This window comes from Hwangdonia sp., assembly GCF_048381975.1.
Classification (GTDB): domain Bacteria; phylum Bacteroidota; class Bacteroidia; order Flavobacteriales; family Flavobacteriaceae; genus Hwangdonia; species Hwangdonia seohaensis.
The window spans coordinates 1-17422 of record NZ_JBLWYT010000005.1; the positions used below are offsets into that span (position 1 = coordinate 1).

The window sequence follows — 17422 nt, forward strand, 5'->3', positions numbered from 1 at the left end:
ATTTAGCTTTCATTCTTTTCCTATCTCGCCTAAAGGGTGTTGCAGTAAAAAAGACTCTTTTTAAATCAGAATAAAAATCGTTTAGTTTACGCCATGTTTCTGCAGGTTCGTGATGAGCTTCGTCAACTAGGACTGCATCTATTAAGTCGACTGGAATTGGTTCAATGTCTTTGTAATATGGAGATATACTATTCGGATGCGCAACAATAACATCATATTCGTTTAAAATCAGCTCCCATTGTTCTCGTGTTTTTTGTCTTTTTGTTACTTCGTAAACTTTTAGCTCTTCAATTTCACTTTGAAGACAATTACTGCTTTTCAGAACTTGTAAAGTTCTAAATTGTTCAGCTATTTGCCTACGAAGAATTTTAGAAGGAACTACGATTAGTATTTTTTGTAGATTTAATTCAAAACAAGTAGCCATCATCAATGCCGTTTTTCCTGAACCGGTTGGCATACTAATTAAAGAGGCAATGTCATTTGATGATGTTGTAAAATGACTTTTTAATGCCCAAATTGCACCTAATTGGCACTTTCTTAATCCATTTCCTTCCTCTGGTTGTAGTTTAAATAATTCTTTATTTTCAATAAAAAAAGCCATGGATTAAATTTTTGAAGTTGGTTATTTGTATTGGCTACAACTACTTGATATGAAATCGTTTTAATGTTTTATATCTAATGTTAAACGAAGTTATCTTTTTTTTCTGACAAATTCAAGAAAATGCTACAACAAAAAAACCACCCTGTTTTCACAAAGTGGTTTTGGTTATTATAAATTTTCGCGTAAACGAAAAAACTTATAGTTTTAATGTATGAGATTGCCACACTTCGACTAGCTCAGTGCAGGCAAAATGCGTCCTGGCGCAATGACGGCAACTTACTTTATCATCTCGTAACTACGCTTAATAAAGTTTGTTAACTCTTCACCTTTAAGTAAACCTTGAGATAATCGAGCTAAATCCAAACTCTGATTTATTAAACGTTCTTGTTTCTTTTTGGTTTTGGTATCCAAAATGTCGCCCACCAATGGCGAGTTGGTATTTACAACCAAATTATACATTTCCGGCATGCTGCCAAACATGTTCATGCCACCACCACCGGTAGCTTGCATTTCTTTCATTCGGCGCATAAACTCGGGTTGCGTAATCATAAACGGAGCTGCATCACTATCCATAGGCTCTAACTGTACCACAAATTTTTCAGAAGGAATCACTTCTTTTAAAAGTGCGTCTAATGTTTTGGTTTGCTCTTCATCTAACTTAGAAATCTTGGTTTCGTCTTTCTGAATTATTTTATCGATATGATCGGCATCAACACGTGCAAAGGAAATTTTCTCTTTCGAGGTTTCCAGCTTTTGCATTAAATGCGATACGATGGGCGAATCCAATAGCAATACCTCGTAGCCTTTGGCTTTTGCAGCCTCGATGTAGCTGTGCTGCTCGTCTTTATTAGAAGCGTAAAGGATAACTAATTTATCGTCTTTATCGGTTTGTTTTGCTTTAATCTTATTGAACAGTTCTTCGTACGTATAGTATGTGCCATCAACCGTTGGATATAACACGAAGGCATCGGCTTTTTCAAAGAATTTTTCCTCGGAAAGCATACCGTATTCAATCACGATTTTAATATCGTTCCATTTGGCTTCAAAATCTTCACGGTTGTTATTGAACAACGATTTTAATTTATCGGCAACCTTTCTGGTGATGTACGATGAAATCTTTTTAACGGCACCATCAGCTTGTAAATACGAACGCGAAACGTTTAACGGAATATCCGGCGAATCGATAACACCACGCAACATGGTTAAAAATTCCGGTACAATACCTTCAACATTATCGGTTACAAAAACCTGGTTTTGGTACAGCTGAATTTTATCTTTTTGAATGTTTAAATCGTTCGTCATTTTCGGGAAATATAAAATCCCGGTTAAATTAAACGGATAGTCTACATTTAGGTGAATGTTAAACAACGGCTCTTCAAATTGCATCGGGTACAACTCACGGTAGAAATTGCTGTAATCTTCATCTTTTAAATCTGCCGGTTGCTTGGTCCACGCAGGGTTTGGGTTGTTAATAATGTTATCAACCGTAATTTGTTTATGAGGTTCGGTAGTTTCTTTACCGTCTTTGTCTTTTGTTGTTTTAGGCGTAAAGTCGGGGTCGTTTATTTCTTTGGTTCCAAACTTAATAGGAACGGGCATAAACTTGTTGTACTTTAACAATAGCTCACGTATGCGAGTTTCTTCTAAAAACTCTTTGTCATCGTCGGTAATATGAAGAATGATTTCTGTACCTCGTTCTTTTTTATCGGCTTCAACCAAAGTAAATTCTGGCGAGCCATCGCAGGTCCAATGCGCTGCCGTTTCACCTTTATAAGATTTTGTGATGATCTCAACTTTTTCGGCCACCATAAAAGCGGAGTAAAAACCTAAACCAAAATGGCCAATAATGCCAGAATCTTTAGCCGAATCTTTATATTTATCTAAAAACTCTTCGGCTCCAGAAAATGCCACCTGATTGATGTATTTTTCAACTTCATCGGCAGTCATACCCAAGCCTTGGTCGATAATATGAAGTTTTTTACCTTCTTTATCAATTTTAACCTCAATTTGCGGATTGCCATATTCAACCTTGGCATCGCCAATATTGGTTAAATGCTTTAGTTTTAGCGTGGCATCTGTAGCGTTACTTATTAGCTCACGTAAAAATATTTCGTGATCGCTGTACAAGAATTTTTTAATGAGGGGGAAGATGTTTTCTACCGAAACATTAATATTTCCTTTTGTCATAATGATAATAGTTTATTTGTCATTCCCTCGCATGTGCTGAACTAGTTTCAGTAAAGGAGGGAATCTGATTAATTTTAGTTTAAATTCACTTTGTTTTAATAGTCAACAAAAATGCCAATTGATAAAATATGACAAACTGACACAACTTTTTATTTGAAAAAGAAAATTCCAAAAAACAGCTTAAAAATACCATATTGTTAATATTTGGAAATTGATGGTATTATTTTGTACTTTGGTTTTTCGATTAAAGCGATTCCCGTCTTAACGGGAATGACAAAAAGTAATATTTAATATGTACAATTCAAAAATAATAGGTTTAGGAAAGTATCTTCCTGAACATGTGGTGACTAATGACGATTTATCAAAAATGATGGATACCAACGATGCGTGGATTCAAGAACGCACAGGTATAAAAGAACGCCGCTGGATTAAAGAAGGAACCGACGATACTTCGGCAATTATGGGCGCAAAAGCCTCTAAAGTGGCCATTGAGCGTTCGGGATTAACCAATGATGACATTGATTTTATCGTATTTGCCACCATGACACCCGATTATTATTTTCCGGGTTGTGGTGTACAAATCCAAGAAATATTAGGATTAAAAAACGTGGGAGCCATTGATATTAGAAACCAATGCTCGGGCTTTGTATATGCCATTTCGGTAGCCGACCAATTTATTAAAACGGGTATGTATAAAAACATATTGGTGGTTGGTGCAGAGTACCATTCCAATGGATTGGATAAAACCACAAGAGGCCGTGGTGTTACCGTTATTTTTGGCGACGGCGCCGGCGCTTGTGTACTGTCGAGAGAAGAAGATACAACAAAAGGCATCCTTTCAACACACCTGCACAGTGAAGGGAAGTACGCCGATAAACTTATTGTGGAATCGCCAAGCATCAAGCATTGGGTACCGCAGATTTTAGAATCTGAAGAAGAAGATTTGTCTTATTTCCCATATATGGATGGCACCTTTGTTTTTAAGCATGCCGTGGTTCGTTTTAGCGAGGTTATTATGGAAGGTCTGCAAAAAAACGGCCTACAAAAAGAGGACATCGATATGTTGATTCCGCATCAAGCCAATTTGCGCATTGCACAATTCATTCAAAAGAAATTTGCGTTACGTGATGATCAAGTCTTTAATAACATTCAAAAATATGGCAATACCACAGCAGCATCGGTAATTATTGCCCTAACCGAAGCTTGGGAAGAAGGCAAAATTAAAACTGGCGATAATGTGGTACTGGCGGCATTTGGTAGCGGATTTACCTGGGCGAGTGCCATTATAAAATGGTAAAACTCAAAGTAATTTAGAAGATTTTATTGGCAAAAAGCAAAAGGATTTTTTACATACAATCCCTTAAACGGTTATATTCTGAATTGTTAATATATTTTAAGTAAATCTTCGTTTAAAGCTTTTATTTAATCGTAAATTCGCAAAAAAATTGCACAACTAAATTTATACGAATGAAATTTTTTATTGATACAGCAAATCTAAATCAGATAAAAGAAGCACAAGACCTTGGTGTACTTGACGGGGTAACAACAAATCCGTCGTTAATGGCTAAAGAAGGCATTACCGGACACGACAATATTTTAAAGCACTATGTTGATATTTGCAATATTGTTGATGGCGATGTGAGTGCCGAAGTGATTTCGACAGATTTTGAAGGTATGGTTAGAGAAGGTGAAGCTTTGGCTGAACTGCACGAGCAGATTGTTATAAAACTGCCCATGATTAAAGATGGTGTTAAGGCTTGTAAATATTTCTCTGAAAAAGGCGTAAAAACCAATGTGACTTTAGTGTTTTCACCAGGTCAAGCCTTATTAGCTGCAAAGGCTGGAGCCACTTATGTGTCGCCATTTATTGGACGTTTGGATGATATTTCTACCGACGGTTTGAACTTAATTTCAGAAATTAGACATATTTACGATAACTATAATTTTGAAACCCAAATTTTAGCAGCTTCGGTGCGCCACACCATGCATGTTATCGATTGTGCCAAATTAGGTGCTGATGTTATGACAGGTCCGTTAAGCTCAATTGAAGGTTTGTTAAAGCACCCATTAACCGATATTGGTTTAGCCAAATTTTTAGAAGACTACAAAAAAGGGAACTAAAATACTTTAGTTTTTTCTGATATAAAAAAGCCTCAACTAATTTAAGTTGAGGCTTTTTGTTTGCAATATATTTTAGTCTGTAAGCTTTATTAAAAACCGTAAAGATTTTAAAATCTTAGTTTTACCTATTCAATAAACCTAAAAGCTGTTCTTCAAAATTTCTAGCAAAAATATTGGTTTTGCTGTTTACTATTTTATGATCTTTATCAATTATAAAAGCTTTTGTTATGGGGTAAATGGCCAGAACTTCTTTTGATGCTTTTGGGTCCTTAAATTGGTACTGGTTTTTAAAGGTGAAGCTGTTCCGTTTTAAGGCTTTTAATGCGGAATCCATACCGTAACTGTCAACATTAATAACTATAAATTTTACCTCTGGGTATTTTGTGCTTAACTCATAAATTTTATGCTGGCTCTCTTTAAAATGGTCGTAATAGGTTTGCGACCAAAAGCAAATTACGGTTGGCGAATTTATAATGGCATCGACACTGGTTTCAGAGTTTCTCGTATCTATAAGCACCGTTTCTGGGAAGGTTTCACCGGTTTTTAAGTTATGCAACGCCTTGGCATATTGCGTAATCATTGCTTTGCCTTCAGCATTAGAACTTTTACTGATATAAAAATTAAGAATGGCATTGTTGTTTTTCTCATTCTTGCTTTTGTTTAAAAAGTTTACGGTGTAATGATGCAGTAAATCTTCTTTAATTTCAAGATCAGTTACTAGGCTATCAATAAGCGCTAATCGGTCTAAATTATAACAAACGTCTGAGCTTTTAAAATGGTTTTTTTCAGCGTGTTTATAATGTTCGCTAAGCGCGATATTATTAAAGTTCCAACGTAAAAACGTGCTGTAAATAAAGTAATCCTTTAGAAACGCGTCGTTGTAATCTATGTTTTTTCTGTAACTGTAAAAGTCTTTTGGCAAAGATTCCAAAATATCATTTTTGTTACCGCCGTAGTGTACAAACGGGTATATTTCTTTGTTAAAATAGTAGTTGTAATCTATGTTTGCCTGTGCAATTTTGTTAAACAAATCCGATGTGTCGTACTTGTTTTTAAATTTCTTAAGTTTTTTTAATTTGTTGTCTTTTATGGAATCTATTTCTTTTTGATAGTCTTCCGCATTTAACTGACAGAATTTAAAAATCTGTTTTTCCTCTATTTCGTTTCTTAAAAACTCATTGATTAAATAGTTGTTCTTTTTGGCGCCTTCGCCAGTGTAAACCAACGATTCGTCAAACTCTAAGGTGTTTAGCCTAAACATAATGCTGTCACTTGGTTCTAATAAAACCATTTGAAATTCGCCACCATGTTTAAAATTATAAAGTCCAGGTTGTAAATTATCCACTTTGTAAATAAATCTGTTATTGCCATCAAGTTTAATCGTATCTATAATGCGTTTTGATTTTGACAGCACCACATAATTATTGTTTGCGTTAATAATTTCACCACCAAAAAAAGCATAATCACCATTATCTTTGGCGTAATCTTTTTTACAACCCAGTAGTGTGATTGCAATAAGCAGTGTATAATAATAGAATTTCATAGTCCCCTTCGAAAAAAATATTTTAGCGTAAATGCTATATGTAACAAAAATATAGCTTGTATTTATAAACTGCTGTTAAGGCGTTGTTAAATATTATACTACAAGGATTTTACATGGGCAACTACGGTTTAAAAATAAGTTAAGGATGTTTCGTCTTACGGTTAAGATTTTATACTTTTGCAAAAAATTAAATACAAACTATGTTATCAGTTTCTAATTTATCAGTGCAATTCGGGAAGCGTGTACTTTTTGATGAAGTAAATACCACCTTTAATAATGGTAATTGCTATGGCATTATTGGTGCAAATGGTTCTGGAAAATCCACTTTTTTAAAGATTATTTCCGGTAAGATGGATCCAACATCCGGACATGTGTCTTTAGAGGCTGGTAAGCGTATGTCGGTTTTGGAGCAAAACCATAATTTATATGATGAGCATACCGTTTTGGAAACCGTTTTAATGGGGAACAAACCCTTATTTAAAATAAAGACTGAAATTGATGCATTGTATGCGGATTATACCGATGAAAATGCTGAGAAAATTGGAGAGCTTCAAGTGCAGTTTGAAGAAATGAATGGTTGGAATGCCGATAGCGATGCCGCTTCAATGCTATCAAACTTGGGTATTAAAGAAGAATTTCACTATACTTTAATGGCCGATTTAGACGGAAAGCAAAAAGTACGTGTGTTATTGGCACAGGCATTGTTTGGGAACCCGGATGTGTTGATTATGGATGAGCCTACCAACGACTTGGATTACGAAACCATTTCTTGGTTGGAAAATTTCTTGGCGAATTACGAAAACTGTGTTATTGTGGTGTCTCACGACCGTCACTTTTTGGATGCCGTTTGTACCCATATTTCTGATATTGATTTCGGAAAAATAAATCATTATTCAGGAAACTATACCTTTTGGTACGAGTCGTCTCAATTGGCCGCAAGACAGCACGCGCAACAAAACAAAAAAGCTGAAGAAAAGAAAAAGGAACTGGAAGAATTTATTCGTCGTTTTTCTGCCAATGTTGCAAAAAGCAAACAGGCCACCAGTAGAAAGAAAATGATTGAAAAGTTGAATATAGCCGATATCAGACGAACAAGCCGTCGTTATCCAGCCATTATTTTTGAACGCGATAGAGAGGCAGGCGATCAAATACTAAATATTACTGGTTTAGCAGCATCTACAGATGGCGAAGTGTTATTTAAAGACATCGACCTTAATTTGAATAAAGGCGAAAAAGTGGTTGTTTTTTCAAGGGATTCCAGAGCTACAACGGCATTTTATCAAATATTAAACAATAAAGAAAAGGCCGATGCCGGTAAATTTGCATGGGGCGTTACCACAACGCAATCCTATTTACCATTGGATAACAGCGAATATTTCAACAACGATTTAACACTTATTGATTGGTTACGCCAATGGGCACAAACCGAAGAAGAGCGCGAAGAAGTGAATATTCGAGGGTTTTTGGGTAAAATGATTTTTAGCGGCGAAGAGGCATTTAAAAAATCATCGGTATTATCCGGAGGCGAAAAAGTGCGTTGTATGCTTAGTAAAATGATGATGACCAGAGCTAATGTTTTAATGCTCGATGAACCTACAAACCATTTGGATTTAGAGAGTATAACGGCGTTTAACAATTCGCTTAAAAACTTTAAAGGCACGGTATTGTTTACAACACATGACCATGAGTTTGCACAAACCGTGGGTAATAGGGTAGTGGAATTAACACCAAATGGCATTATAGACAGGCACACCACTTTTGATGAGTACATGCAAGATCCCAAAATAAAGGAACTGCGTAATAAAATGTATGCCGTAACTGTTTAATTTTTTTGGGCGTTACCACTCCCGAAATAGTGGGAGGTGAGCTCCAACATTAAGTTTGTGGTGAGCGCAGTTGAACCGTCAATGCTAAGGCATCACACAACCTAATCTTGAAACTCAGAAGTTATAGTTTCAACAATTTCAACAGCTTTATCGAGCTCGTCTTTATGAACATATAATTCTTGTTGACCAGGAATGGATGGGCCAAAACCTGCTAAACGCGCAGATTCTGATTGGTCTTTTACAACGGGACGAATATTTGTTTTTTCTAAATCGGAAACAATGCGTTGTACGGTAATAAAGTTTCCAGTAAAAATTTTTATATAATTGGAATTGGACATAGTGATGGGTTTTTAATTGGAATCTATATTTTCAATAATGTCACGGGCTTTGTCAAGTTCGTCTTTGTGAACATAAATTTCCTTGAGCAAATGACCGCCATAAATCTTTGGGTCAAGCCCGGATTCATTTTGGTCTTTAATAACGGGGCTAATATCTATTTTTTCCAAATCAGAAATTATACGTTGCACGTCAATAAGACTTCCGGTGAAAATTTTAATGTAATTAGATTCAGCCATAACGATAGGTTTTAAAAAGTTCCTTTTATTAAAGATACGAAAATTTTGGATACAAAAAAAGCCAGCGTTCGCTGGCTTTTTTAAATGAATTTTAGGTTTGAATTATCTTAATTCGGCACCCAATTGTTTTTCGAAATTCGATTGAAGCTTTTTCATAATCTTATCAATCTGCTTATCGGTAAGCGTTTTGTTTTCGTCTTGCAACGTAAAACTAACGGCGTAACTCTTTTTGCCTTTTGGCAGATTTTTACCTTGATACACATCAAATAAATTCACACTTTTCAGCAATTGCTTCTCGCTTTGATTTGCTATTTTGTAAATGGAATCGAAAGTAACGGCTTCGTTTAATAATAGGGCAAAATCCCGACGCACTTCCGGGTATTTAGGTATGGCTTTAAATGTTATTTTGTGGCGTTTTACAATATCTAAAATGGCATCCCAATTAAAATCGGCAAACAATACTTCCTGCGAAATATCAAAATGTTTTAAAACCGATTTTTTTACCAAACCAAAATCGACCAATTTGGTTTTACCAAAATTTAAACTCAGCCCTTCGCTAAACACATCGTTTTTAACGGGTGTTTCATTAAATCGAGAAATACCCAAACGGTCCAATAGCGAAACAATGCTTCCTTTTAAGAAAAAGAAATCGCTTTTTTTGGAAGCATCATGCCAACTTTCCTTGTTTTGATTGCCCGTTGCAAAAAGTGTTAAATGTTTGTTTTCAGCTCTGGTATCGTTGTAATGATGATAGGTTTTTCCGAATTCGAAGAATTTTAAATCCTGTCGTTTCCTATTGATATTGTGTAAAATTGCCTCTAAACCAGAAAACAGTAAAGACTGGCGCAAAACCGACAAATCGTTACTTAAAGGATTAAGCATGGTAACATTATGTTCTTCCTTTAACTGCTCGCTTAAGGCCACATAATTGGGGTTTGTTAGCGAATTTGAAAGTATCTCGTAAAACCCTTGGGCCGCTAATTGATTGCCGACAACGTTCTGAATTTTATGGTCTTCAAAACGTGATGTACTGGAAATTGAAGCGTTTAATTTTTCGGTAGTTTTAATGTTGTTATAACCGTAAACACGCAAAATTTCTTCGATTATATCGGCTTCGCGCTGTACATCGTTTCTGTAAGCAGGAACGGTTAAGCCCAGTCCGGTTTCGGTAACATTATTTACTTTAATATCCAATGAGGTTAAAATGCGTTTGATAATTTCTTCCGGAATTTCTTCACCGATTAATTTTTTGGCATTATCAAAACTCATACGCACATGAAAATCCTCAATTTTTTTTGGATACACATCAATTAAATCACTGGTAATTTCACCACCTGCAACTTCTTGAATTAATAAAGCGGCGCGCTTTAAAGCATATTCGGTAATATTAGGGTCGATACCGCGCTCAAACCTAAACGAGGCATCGGTGTTTAAACCATGGCGTTTTGCCGATTTACGAACGCTTACGGGATTGAAAAAAGCGCTTTCTAAAAAAATACTGGTTGTGTTTTCGGTAACACCGGAATCAATACCACCAAAAACACCAGCAATACACATGGGTTTTTCGGTGTCGCAAATCATTAAATCGTCTTCGTGTAACTCACGTTCAATACCGTCTAAGGTTGTAAATTTTGTGCCTGCTTTAACCGTTTTAACTTCAATTTTACTGCCCGAAATCTTTAAAGCGTCAAAAGCGTGAAGCGGTTGCCCCAGTTCGTGTAACACGTAATTGGTGGCATCAACAATATTGTTAATTGGGCTTAAACCAATAGCTTTTAAGCGGTGTTGTAACCATTTTGGAGATTCTGCAACCTTTATTTTAGAAATGGTAACACCGCAGTAGCGAGGCGCCAAATCTTTATTTTGTACATCAATATCAGTTTTTAAGGTGCGATTGTCAACGCGAAACGCACTAACCGATGGCGTGATAAGCTCTAATTTAATATCCTTTTGAATCAATCCTGCTTTTAAATCGCGTGCTGTTCCGTAATGGCTCATCGCATCGGCGCGGTTTGGGGTTAATCCAATTTCAAAAACCTGGTCGTTTTCAATATCAAAAATATCCGCAGCTTGTGTTCCCACTTTTATTTTCTCATCCAAAACCATAATGCCATCGTGCGATGTTCCTAAACCCAGCTCGTCTTCGGCACAAATCATACCGTGACTTTCCTCACCGCGAATCTTCCCTTTTTTAATGGTCCAACTCTCACCTTCAGATGTATACAAGGTTGTTCCAATGGTTGCCACGGGTACTTTTTGTCCGGCCGCTACATTGGGTGCGCCACAAACTATTTGCAAGGGCGCATCGGCACCGATATCAACCGTGGTTAATTTTAATTTATCAGCATTTGGGTGTTTAACGCAGGTTAAAACTTTGCCAATAACCACACCTTCCAATCCGCCTTTTACCGATTGGTAGGGTTCAATACCTTCAACCTCTAGTCCTAAATCGGTAAGCAATTCGCTGGTTTGTTCTGGCGTCCAGTCCGTTTTAATAAACTGTTTTAACCAGTTATATGAAATCTTCATAAATCATTTTACTATTTAAGGGAGCAAAGATAAAATATTGCAGTTAGCATTCAAACTATGCTTTATGTTTTGTGAGGGTAAATAGGGGAAAAATGGTTTTGTTAACCAAGTTTATGGATTTAAAATATAAATTGGATTGTTTTTTGAGCAATTGCTTATTGAATAATTTTAAATCATCCTGGTATTTTTTTTTCAATATATTGAAATGAAACTGTTTAAAATTTTCACTAAGCAATAGTGCTGTTTTCATTACCAACTTAATTTTTGTGTGATAAGTTAATTACACCTAAATTTAATACTTAACAATCTTATTTTAAGTAAATTAGCAATATGTAAATACTGGTAGTTATGAAAGAATATAAAGTCGGTAAATTTTGGTTGGTAATTAGAGCTATAAAAGCAGCAGCAATATTATTCTTGGCTTTGTTTATACCTTATTTGGTTTTCATTGATAAATCCTTTTACTATAAAGCTGGAATTGTAATTGGCCCAATAGCGTCTTTGGCTTTATTATATTACGGTGCAACGGAGTTAATTAAACTTATTAAAAGCCTTAAACAAAATGTTTGTATTGATGCGGATAGTATATCAATGGGTTTTGATAAATTATTTTTTAATGAGATTAGCAACATTACTTTTCAACCAGCTGTAGGGTTCGATGCAGCAATTTTTATCCAATCGAAAGATAGAGATATTGAAATGGAAATACCTACGCTTATTGGCAGGCGTAATTTGATTGAAATAGGTCAGGAATTAGAAAAAAGAACGAGAAAATATAAAGCCGAAATAAATGATTTGGATGGAGGCATACTTGATCCCAATCCACCTAATATCGGCAAACCAGTTGCTCTTAATTTTGAAAATCCAATAAAGAATATGGTAGCCTTTAGTTACAACACATGGCTTTCGGGCGATCTTGAAAAGTTGGATAAAAACAGACAGTTGTATGCGGAAAAAGCAAGTTTTGAAGGGTTCTACAAAATATATACGGAGAAGGACGAGAAACTAATTGAAGATTTTATTAAAGTACACAAGTTTGAAGGTGATGAGTTTATTGTTTCTACGGTAGCAAATTCATTTGTGATGTCGAATAAAAACATATTTTTCCCAACAAAAAATAGAGTTGTTGGTTTAAAAGATATCCAATCGTATTCATCAAAAGGGTGGTGGACTGTTACGCTATTTCTCACTTTGGTTTCGGGAGAAGAAATTGTTATTGAAAACTTGGATAGCATTCCTATTGACTCGTATTTTGAGTTTTTTAAGCAATGAATTTAGCAAATAAAACCCGAATGGATAAATCGCGATAATTTTTACAAAATCAACTAAAAATGTGTAATGGTAAATAAATTTTTCAACAACCTATAAATCTTCCAGCATCAAATTATAATCGTACTGTAAATCTTCATGCAGGGTCGCTATTATTTTTTTTGTTAAAAGGATTTGTCGGTTATAGGTGTTTTGCAATTGTGCACTGTATTTTATACTTGGTGAAAAGCTTTTCAATTTCTGGCAAAAGTAGAGGAGTAGTTCCACTTCGGTTTCCTTTTTTTGTGAATACCGTACATACTTTTTTATGTTTTTCAGGATTTTCCGGACACTTTTTCTGATATAAAAATAGCTTTTGGTGTTAATGGATTCAAACTCTTCATCAACGTAGTTTTTAACCGATTCAATATATCCGTTTTCGTCAGACGATTCGAACAGCAAATAGGTGAGCAGTTCTTTGTTTTCTTTTTTAAAACGCGATAAACGCAAACAAAGCTCCATGAGTTCGTCCGTCGACCGGTGTTGTAATTCCTTTTTTATTACTGTTACTGAAACGGCTTTCATTTAGAATATTTTTCATTTCCGCAAAAGCGGAATTAAACGTATTGATTAATAATGGATTCCTGCCTGAATTTCGACAAGCTCAATGTAACACGCAGGAATGACAAAAAAACTAATTTCCTTTTAATAAATTAATACTTACGGTTGCCAATTCGTTGTTTGGAAACGTTGTAAAATAATTGGTGTCCGGACGTAAACCAGCTTGGGCTGCAACTTTGTTGAATACATCGACTTCTAAAATATATTGGTCGCTGTAACCGTGTGTGGCATCGTAAGCTGTGGCTGCGGTTTTACCCAAGTTGGCCGCAGTAAGTTTGGGGTTTATGGTATGCAATTCTATAATTAATAGGCCAAAACGCTCCACATAAGGCTTCCATTTTATAAAATGCTCCAGGAGTGAATCTTCAACCAAATTATTGCTTATTTGCTTGCCTTGAAAAGCATAGGCACCCGTTGAATTGCTAATTCTATTGGTTGTTGTTTTTGGAGGTTCCCAAATACGATTGTGGTCTAAAAACGTGCGTACATTCAATAAATCCTTTAAATCGATACTGTAGTCGTCTTTTAAATCTTTGGCCAATAAATCGGGGCGCCCAATATCGCCCCAAATCACTTTTGCCCAAATATCAGCTTTAATTAAATTGGCACGTGTAACCTTTAAGGCGGCTTGGTTAAAATCGGCACCAACCAATAATAGCGGATGCTCGTCCAGTAGTTTTCCGCGCAGCGTTTTGTATTCAATCACATCAAAAATATGCTGGATAAAAGCGCCATTGCCACAACCCATATCCAGTATGCCTTTGGGTTGCTCGTCGATTGGTTTGTTGAATAGTTCGATAATGATTTCATCAATAATTTTAAAATAGGTAGAGTGCGCGCCACCGCTTCCCCAAACATTTATTTCCCTGTCCACATGCTTTTCGGTGTCGTTTACCGATTCGGTTTTTAAAATCAACGGATTACCAAAAATAAGCTCGTCCAATGCCACAAAAGTTGGTAAATACGAAACCGTAACACCGTAAGCACTCGCGCGTTTTGCAAAAAACAAACCTTCGTCTGTGAATTGATAAGTGTCTTTCTTTTTTGAGAACCAACCTAAATGACTTAAAAAGTCAAGAATCTTTTTAAAGCTTTCTGGATTAGAATGGTATTCTTGTGCCCTAAACGAGGCTTCCATAAAATATTTATGAAATAAGCCATTTACGCCTAACAAAACTATAATTGGAGCCGCAATTACGCCTTCGATATGTTTTAATATTTGATATTCGATTGTGAGGTCTTCTACCTTTGAAAGTCCAAAATCGTTTTCATATTTCCTGAATATTTTCTCTAACACATGAAAAGCGTCCGGACCGATACGTTCGGTTGGAAATTTAACCGAATAGTTTAACAGATTCACGGCGTCTTCATATAAAGGCACAAGTTTAAAAGCCTTTTCGCTTTGCGCATTTGTTTCAAAACTTACCGTGTTGGTAGAATTGTCTACTTGTTGATTCAACCAACCTTGGGCACATAAAATACGCAATGCCACATTGAGATAACCGGCATTGGCGTTAAATTCTTTGCTTATATTTTTAAGACTGGAATTTTTATGTTCCAACAAATATTGCAACACTCCTTTTTTGTGCAGCGCATAGGCTGTGGTTGCCGTGGCAATACCATCCAAATGCCTGAAAATAATAGCGCGGAGTTGTTCTTTATCGTGTTTAGTGAGCATGTTTGCGGTTTAGCATAAATATATAAAAAACCTTTCGACTTTGATGAGGAAAGGTTTTTAATATGATAAAGCGTTTTAATTATCTGAGTTTAGGATAACTTTCCGGATTGGCTTCGTGCATTACCTCGTAAACGGCTTCAAAAATATCTTCGGCTGATGGTTTTGAGAAATAATCACCGTCGTTCCCATAAGCGGGTCTGTGCGCTTTTGCCGTTAAGGTTTTTGGTTGGCCATCTAAATACTGATAGGCGTTTTGAGTGTTTAATATTTCATTTAAAATATAAGCCGAAGCGCCACCAGGAACGTCCTCGTCTATAACCATTACGCGATTGGTTTTAGCGATGCTTTTAACGATGTCGTGATTTAAATCGAAAGGCAATAGCGATTGCACATCAATCACTTCGGCATCAATGCCAACCGATAGCAATTCTTTTGCCGTTTGCTCTACAATACGAAGGGTGGAGCCGTAAGACACTAAAGTAATGTCTGTTCCGGTTTTTAGGGTCTCAACCACACCGATAGGTGTTTTTATTTCGCTTAAATTATTAGGCATTTTTTCTTTTAATCGATACCCATTGAGGCATTCAACCACTAAAGCGGGGTCGTCACCTTGTAAAAGCGTGTTGTAAAAACCAGCTGCTTTAGTCATATTTCTTGGTACCAAAACATGAATGCCACGAACCAAATTAAGGATGCCGCCCATTTGCGAACCCGAATGCCAAATGCCTTCAAGCCGGTGTCCACGTGTTCTTATAATTAACGGTGCTTTTTGTTTTCCTTTGGTTCTGTAATGCAGCGTAGCCAAATCATCGCTAATTACGTTTAATGCGTAAAGTATATAATCTAAGTACTGAATTTCGGCAATCGGCTTTAAACCGCGTAGCGCCATACCAATACCTTGACCAATAATAGTAGCTTCGCGAATGCCAACATCGGCAACCCTTAGCTCTCCGTATTTTTCCTGTAGGCCTTCTAATCCTTGATTTACATCACCAATATTCCCTGAATCTTCTCCAAAAATTAAGGCTTCGGGATAGCTTTCAAAAATGGCATCAAAATTATCACGGATAATAATACGGCCATCAACTTGAATGGTATCTGCATCAAAAGTCGGTTTTACTTCCTTAACAAGCACCGTAGATTTTTCAGATTCAGAATATAAATGCGAACTAAACTTAGGCTGTACGGTCTCAAACATAGAGTTAACCCAGTTTACAAGCTGTTGTTTGGCTTCGTTGTTCTCACCCAAAGTGTGCCTTAACGCTTGTCTGGCTAAGGATAAAACATCTTTTCTGGCAGGTTCTGTTAGAGCAGATAAATTGGCAATAATAGGTTTGATAAACACACCATTTATACTAGAAGCAGCAACATTGTTTAATATTGAAATTAATTCTTTTTGCTCTTTTTGAATGGGTTTTAAAAAGGTTAACCACGCATTCTTTTTTGCTTCTCTAACTTCTTTTTTTATGTCGCGTTCAATTTCGGTAAGCGTTTCATTTGTGGCGATACCGCTTTCAATAATCCACTCGCGCATTTTTAAATTACAATCGTTGTTTTTTTCCCATTCCAATCGCTCTGGAGATTTATAGCGTTCGTGCGACCCCGAGGTAGAATGTCCTTGCGGTTGCGTTAACTCTGTTACGTGAATAAGTACCGGAACATGCTCTTCTCTGGCAATGGTGGAAGCTTCTTGATAAGTTTCGATTAAATTGGCATAATCCCAACCTTTTACGCGTAAAATCTCGTAACCTTTTTGCTCGTTATCGCGTTGAAATCCTTTTAGAATTTCTGAAATGTTTTCCTTTGTTGTTTGATGTCTAGCATGTACTGAAATGCCGTACTCATCGTCCCAAATACTAATAACCATGGGAACTTGTAAAACACCCGCCGCATTAATGGTTTCAAAAAACAAGCCTTCGCTAGTACTCGCATTCCCTATGGTTCCCCAAGCTACCTCATTTCCGTTATTGGAAAAAAGGGTTGTATCAATACCTTTTACTTGTCTGAATATTTTTGAAGCCTGCGCTAAACCCAACAATCGTGGCATTTGGCCTGCAGTAGGAGAGATGTCTGCACTGGAGTTGTATTGTTTGGTTAAATCTTTCCAATTGCCCTTATCATCTAAACTGTGCGTTGTAAAGTGGCCTCCCATTTGGCGACCAGCAGACATCGGTTCTAAATCCAAATTGGTGTTGGCGTAGAGTCCTGCGAAAAATTGCTCGATGGTAAGCTCTCCAATAGCCATCATAAAGGTTTGGTCTCTATAATACCCAGACCTCCAGTCACCCTTTAAAAAAGATTTGGCCATGGCCAATTGAGGTACTTCTTTCCCGTCGCCAAAAATGCCGAATTTTGCTTTACCGGTTAATACCTCGCGACGACCAAGTAAACTGCATTCTCGACTTTTTACGGCAATGCTATAATCATTTAAAACCTCTGTTTTAAAATCATCAAAAGAAATATTGTTTTTCAAATCAGGGATTATTTGCATTG

The 17422-nt window shown here is 36.4% G+C and carries 13 protein-coding genes; 4 read left to right on the forward strand and 9 right to left on the reverse strand.

The features are described from left to right. Both ACN5J7_RS10100 and htpG read right to left on the reverse strand, forming a co-directional pair. On the reverse strand, positions 1-601 hold a 601-nt coding region (locus ACN5J7_RS10100), incomplete at its 3' end, for a DEAD/DEAH box helicase family protein (RefSeq protein ID WP_418603786.1). Positions 602-877: 276 nt separating this feature from the next. Continuing rightward, positions 878-2788 (reverse strand): molecular chaperone HtpG, encoded by a 1911-nt coding sequence (gene htpG, locus ACN5J7_RS10105; protein WP_418603787.1) that lies wholly within the window; start codon positions 2786-2788, stop codon positions 878-880. Between the two features lie 292 nt (positions 2789-3080). Between htpG and ACN5J7_RS10110 the strand changes: the two genes are divergently transcribed. Then, positions 3081-4085, forward strand: coding sequence for a beta-ketoacyl-ACP synthase III (locus ACN5J7_RS10110; protein ID WP_311938591.1), 1005 nt, complete (start codon positions 3081-3083; stop codon positions 4083-4085). Between the two features lie 170 nt (positions 4086-4255). Beyond that, the gene (gene fsa / locus ACN5J7_RS10115; RefSeq protein ID WP_311938589.1) at positions 4256-4909 is read left to right on the forward strand and encodes a fructose-6-phosphate aldolase; all 654 of its coding nucleotides are present in this window, start codon (positions 4256-4258) and stop codon (positions 4907-4909) included. 121 nt (positions 4910-5030) lie between these two features. Here the strand turns inward: fsa and ACN5J7_RS10120 are convergent, their stop codons facing one another. Continuing rightward, entirely contained in the window at positions 5031-6452 is a 1422-nt protein-coding gene (locus ACN5J7_RS10120; RefSeq protein WP_418603788.1) for a TlpA family protein disulfide reductase, read from the reverse strand. Positions 6453-6652: 200 nt separating this feature from the next. Here ACN5J7_RS10120 and ACN5J7_RS10125 point away from each other — a divergent pair, with 200 nt between their 5' ends. Beyond that, positions 6653-8278 carry an ABC-F family ATP-binding cassette domain-containing protein gene (locus tag ACN5J7_RS10125; protein ID WP_418603789.1) on the forward strand — a complete coding sequence of 542 codons (1626 nt, stop codon included), beginning with the start codon at positions 6653-6655 and terminating at the stop codon, positions 8276-8278. A 101-nt stretch (positions 8279-8379) separates the two neighbouring features. On the opposite strand, the gene ACN5J7_RS10130 is transcribed toward ACN5J7_RS10125, so the two are convergent. From ACN5J7_RS10130 to pheT, 3 genes are all read right to left on the reverse strand, one after another. Then, complete coding sequence (locus ACN5J7_RS10130; RefSeq protein WP_418603790.1) at positions 8380-8616, reverse strand: putative signal transducing protein; 237 nt, start codon at positions 8614-8616, stop codon at positions 8380-8382. 12 nt (positions 8617-8628) lie between these two features. Further along, positions 8629-8853: a DUF2007 domain-containing protein gene (locus ACN5J7_RS10135; protein ID WP_311938580.1), complete on the reverse strand. Its 225-nt coding sequence runs from the start codon at positions 8851-8853 to the stop codon at positions 8629-8631. A 102-nt stretch (positions 8854-8955) separates the two neighbouring features. Continuing rightward, a complete protein-coding gene (pheT, locus tag ACN5J7_RS10140) occupies positions 8956-11382 on the reverse strand; it encodes a phenylalanine--tRNA ligase subunit beta (protein WP_418603791.1) in 2427 nt (808 codons plus the stop codon). Positions 11383-11730: 348 nt separating this feature from the next. On the opposite strand from pheT, the gene ACN5J7_RS10145 reads away from it, so the two are divergent. Continuing rightward, positions 11731-12654, forward strand: coding sequence for a hypothetical protein (locus ACN5J7_RS10145; protein ID WP_418603792.1), 924 nt, complete (start codon positions 11731-11733; stop codon positions 12652-12654). Positions 12655-12744: 90 nt separating this feature from the next. On the opposite strand, the gene ACN5J7_RS10150 is transcribed toward ACN5J7_RS10145, so the two are convergent. From ACN5J7_RS10150 to ACN5J7_RS10160, 3 genes are all read right to left on the reverse strand, one after another. Then, a complete protein-coding gene (locus ACN5J7_RS10150; RefSeq protein WP_418603793.1) occupies positions 12745-13215 on the reverse strand; it encodes a hypothetical protein in 471 nt (156 codons plus the stop codon). Positions 13216-13324: 109 nt separating this feature from the next. After that, entirely contained in the window at positions 13325-14929 is a 1605-nt protein-coding gene (locus ACN5J7_RS10155; protein ID WP_418603794.1) for a class I SAM-dependent methyltransferase, read from the reverse strand. A 79-nt stretch (positions 14930-15008) separates the two neighbouring features. Beyond that, positions 15009-17420, reverse strand: a complete 2412-nt coding sequence (locus ACN5J7_RS10160; RefSeq protein ID WP_418603795.1) for an alpha-ketoacid dehydrogenase subunit alpha/beta — start codon at positions 17418-17420, stop codon at positions 15009-15011. Positions 17421-17422: the final 2 nt, after the last annotated feature.

What these genes read in the sequence shown, in the direction of transcription:
- htpG (WP_418603787.1), bottom strand. Translation starts at nt 2,788, where the DNA reads ATGACAAAAGGAAATATTAATGTTTCGGTAGAAAACATCTTCCCCCTC.
- ACN5J7_RS10110 (WP_311938591.1), top strand. Translation starts at nt 3,081, where the DNA reads ATGTACAATTCAAAAATAATAGGTTTAGGAAAGTATCTTCCTGAACAT.
- fsa (WP_311938589.1), top strand. Translation starts at nt 4,256, where the DNA reads ATGAAATTTTTTATTGATACAGCAAATCTAAATCAGATAAAAGAAGCA.
- ACN5J7_RS10120 (WP_418603788.1), bottom strand. Translation starts at nt 6,452, where the DNA reads ATGAAATTCTATTATTATACACTGCTTATTGCAATCACACTACTGGGT.
- ACN5J7_RS10125 (WP_418603789.1), top strand. Translation starts at nt 6,653, where the DNA reads ATGTTATCAGTTTCTAATTTATCAGTGCAATTCGGGAAGCGTGTACTT.
- ACN5J7_RS10130 (WP_418603790.1), bottom strand. Translation starts at nt 8,616, where the DNA reads ATGTCCAATTCCAATTATATAAAAATTTTTACTGGAAACTTTATTACC.
- ACN5J7_RS10135 (WP_311938580.1), bottom strand. Translation starts at nt 8,853, where the DNA reads ATGGCTGAATCTAATTACATTAAAATTTTCACCGGAAGTCTTATTGAC.
- pheT (WP_418603791.1), bottom strand. Translation starts at nt 11,382, where the DNA reads ATGAAGATTTCATATAACTGGTTAAAACAGTTTATTAAAACGGACTGG.
- ACN5J7_RS10145 (WP_418603792.1), top strand. Translation starts at nt 11,731, where the DNA reads ATGAAAGAATATAAAGTCGGTAAATTTTGGTTGGTAATTAGAGCTATA.
- ACN5J7_RS10150 (WP_418603793.1), bottom strand. Translation starts at nt 13,215, where the DNA reads ATGAAAGCCGTTTCAGTAACAGTAATAAAAAAGGAATTACAACACCGG.
- ACN5J7_RS10155 (WP_418603794.1), bottom strand. Translation starts at nt 14,929, where the DNA reads ATGCTCACTAAACACGATAAAGAACAACTCCGCGCTATTATTTTCAGG.
- ACN5J7_RS10160 (WP_418603795.1), bottom strand. Translation starts at nt 17,420, where the DNA reads ATGCAAATAATCCCTGATTTGAAAAACAATATTTCTTTTGATGATTTT.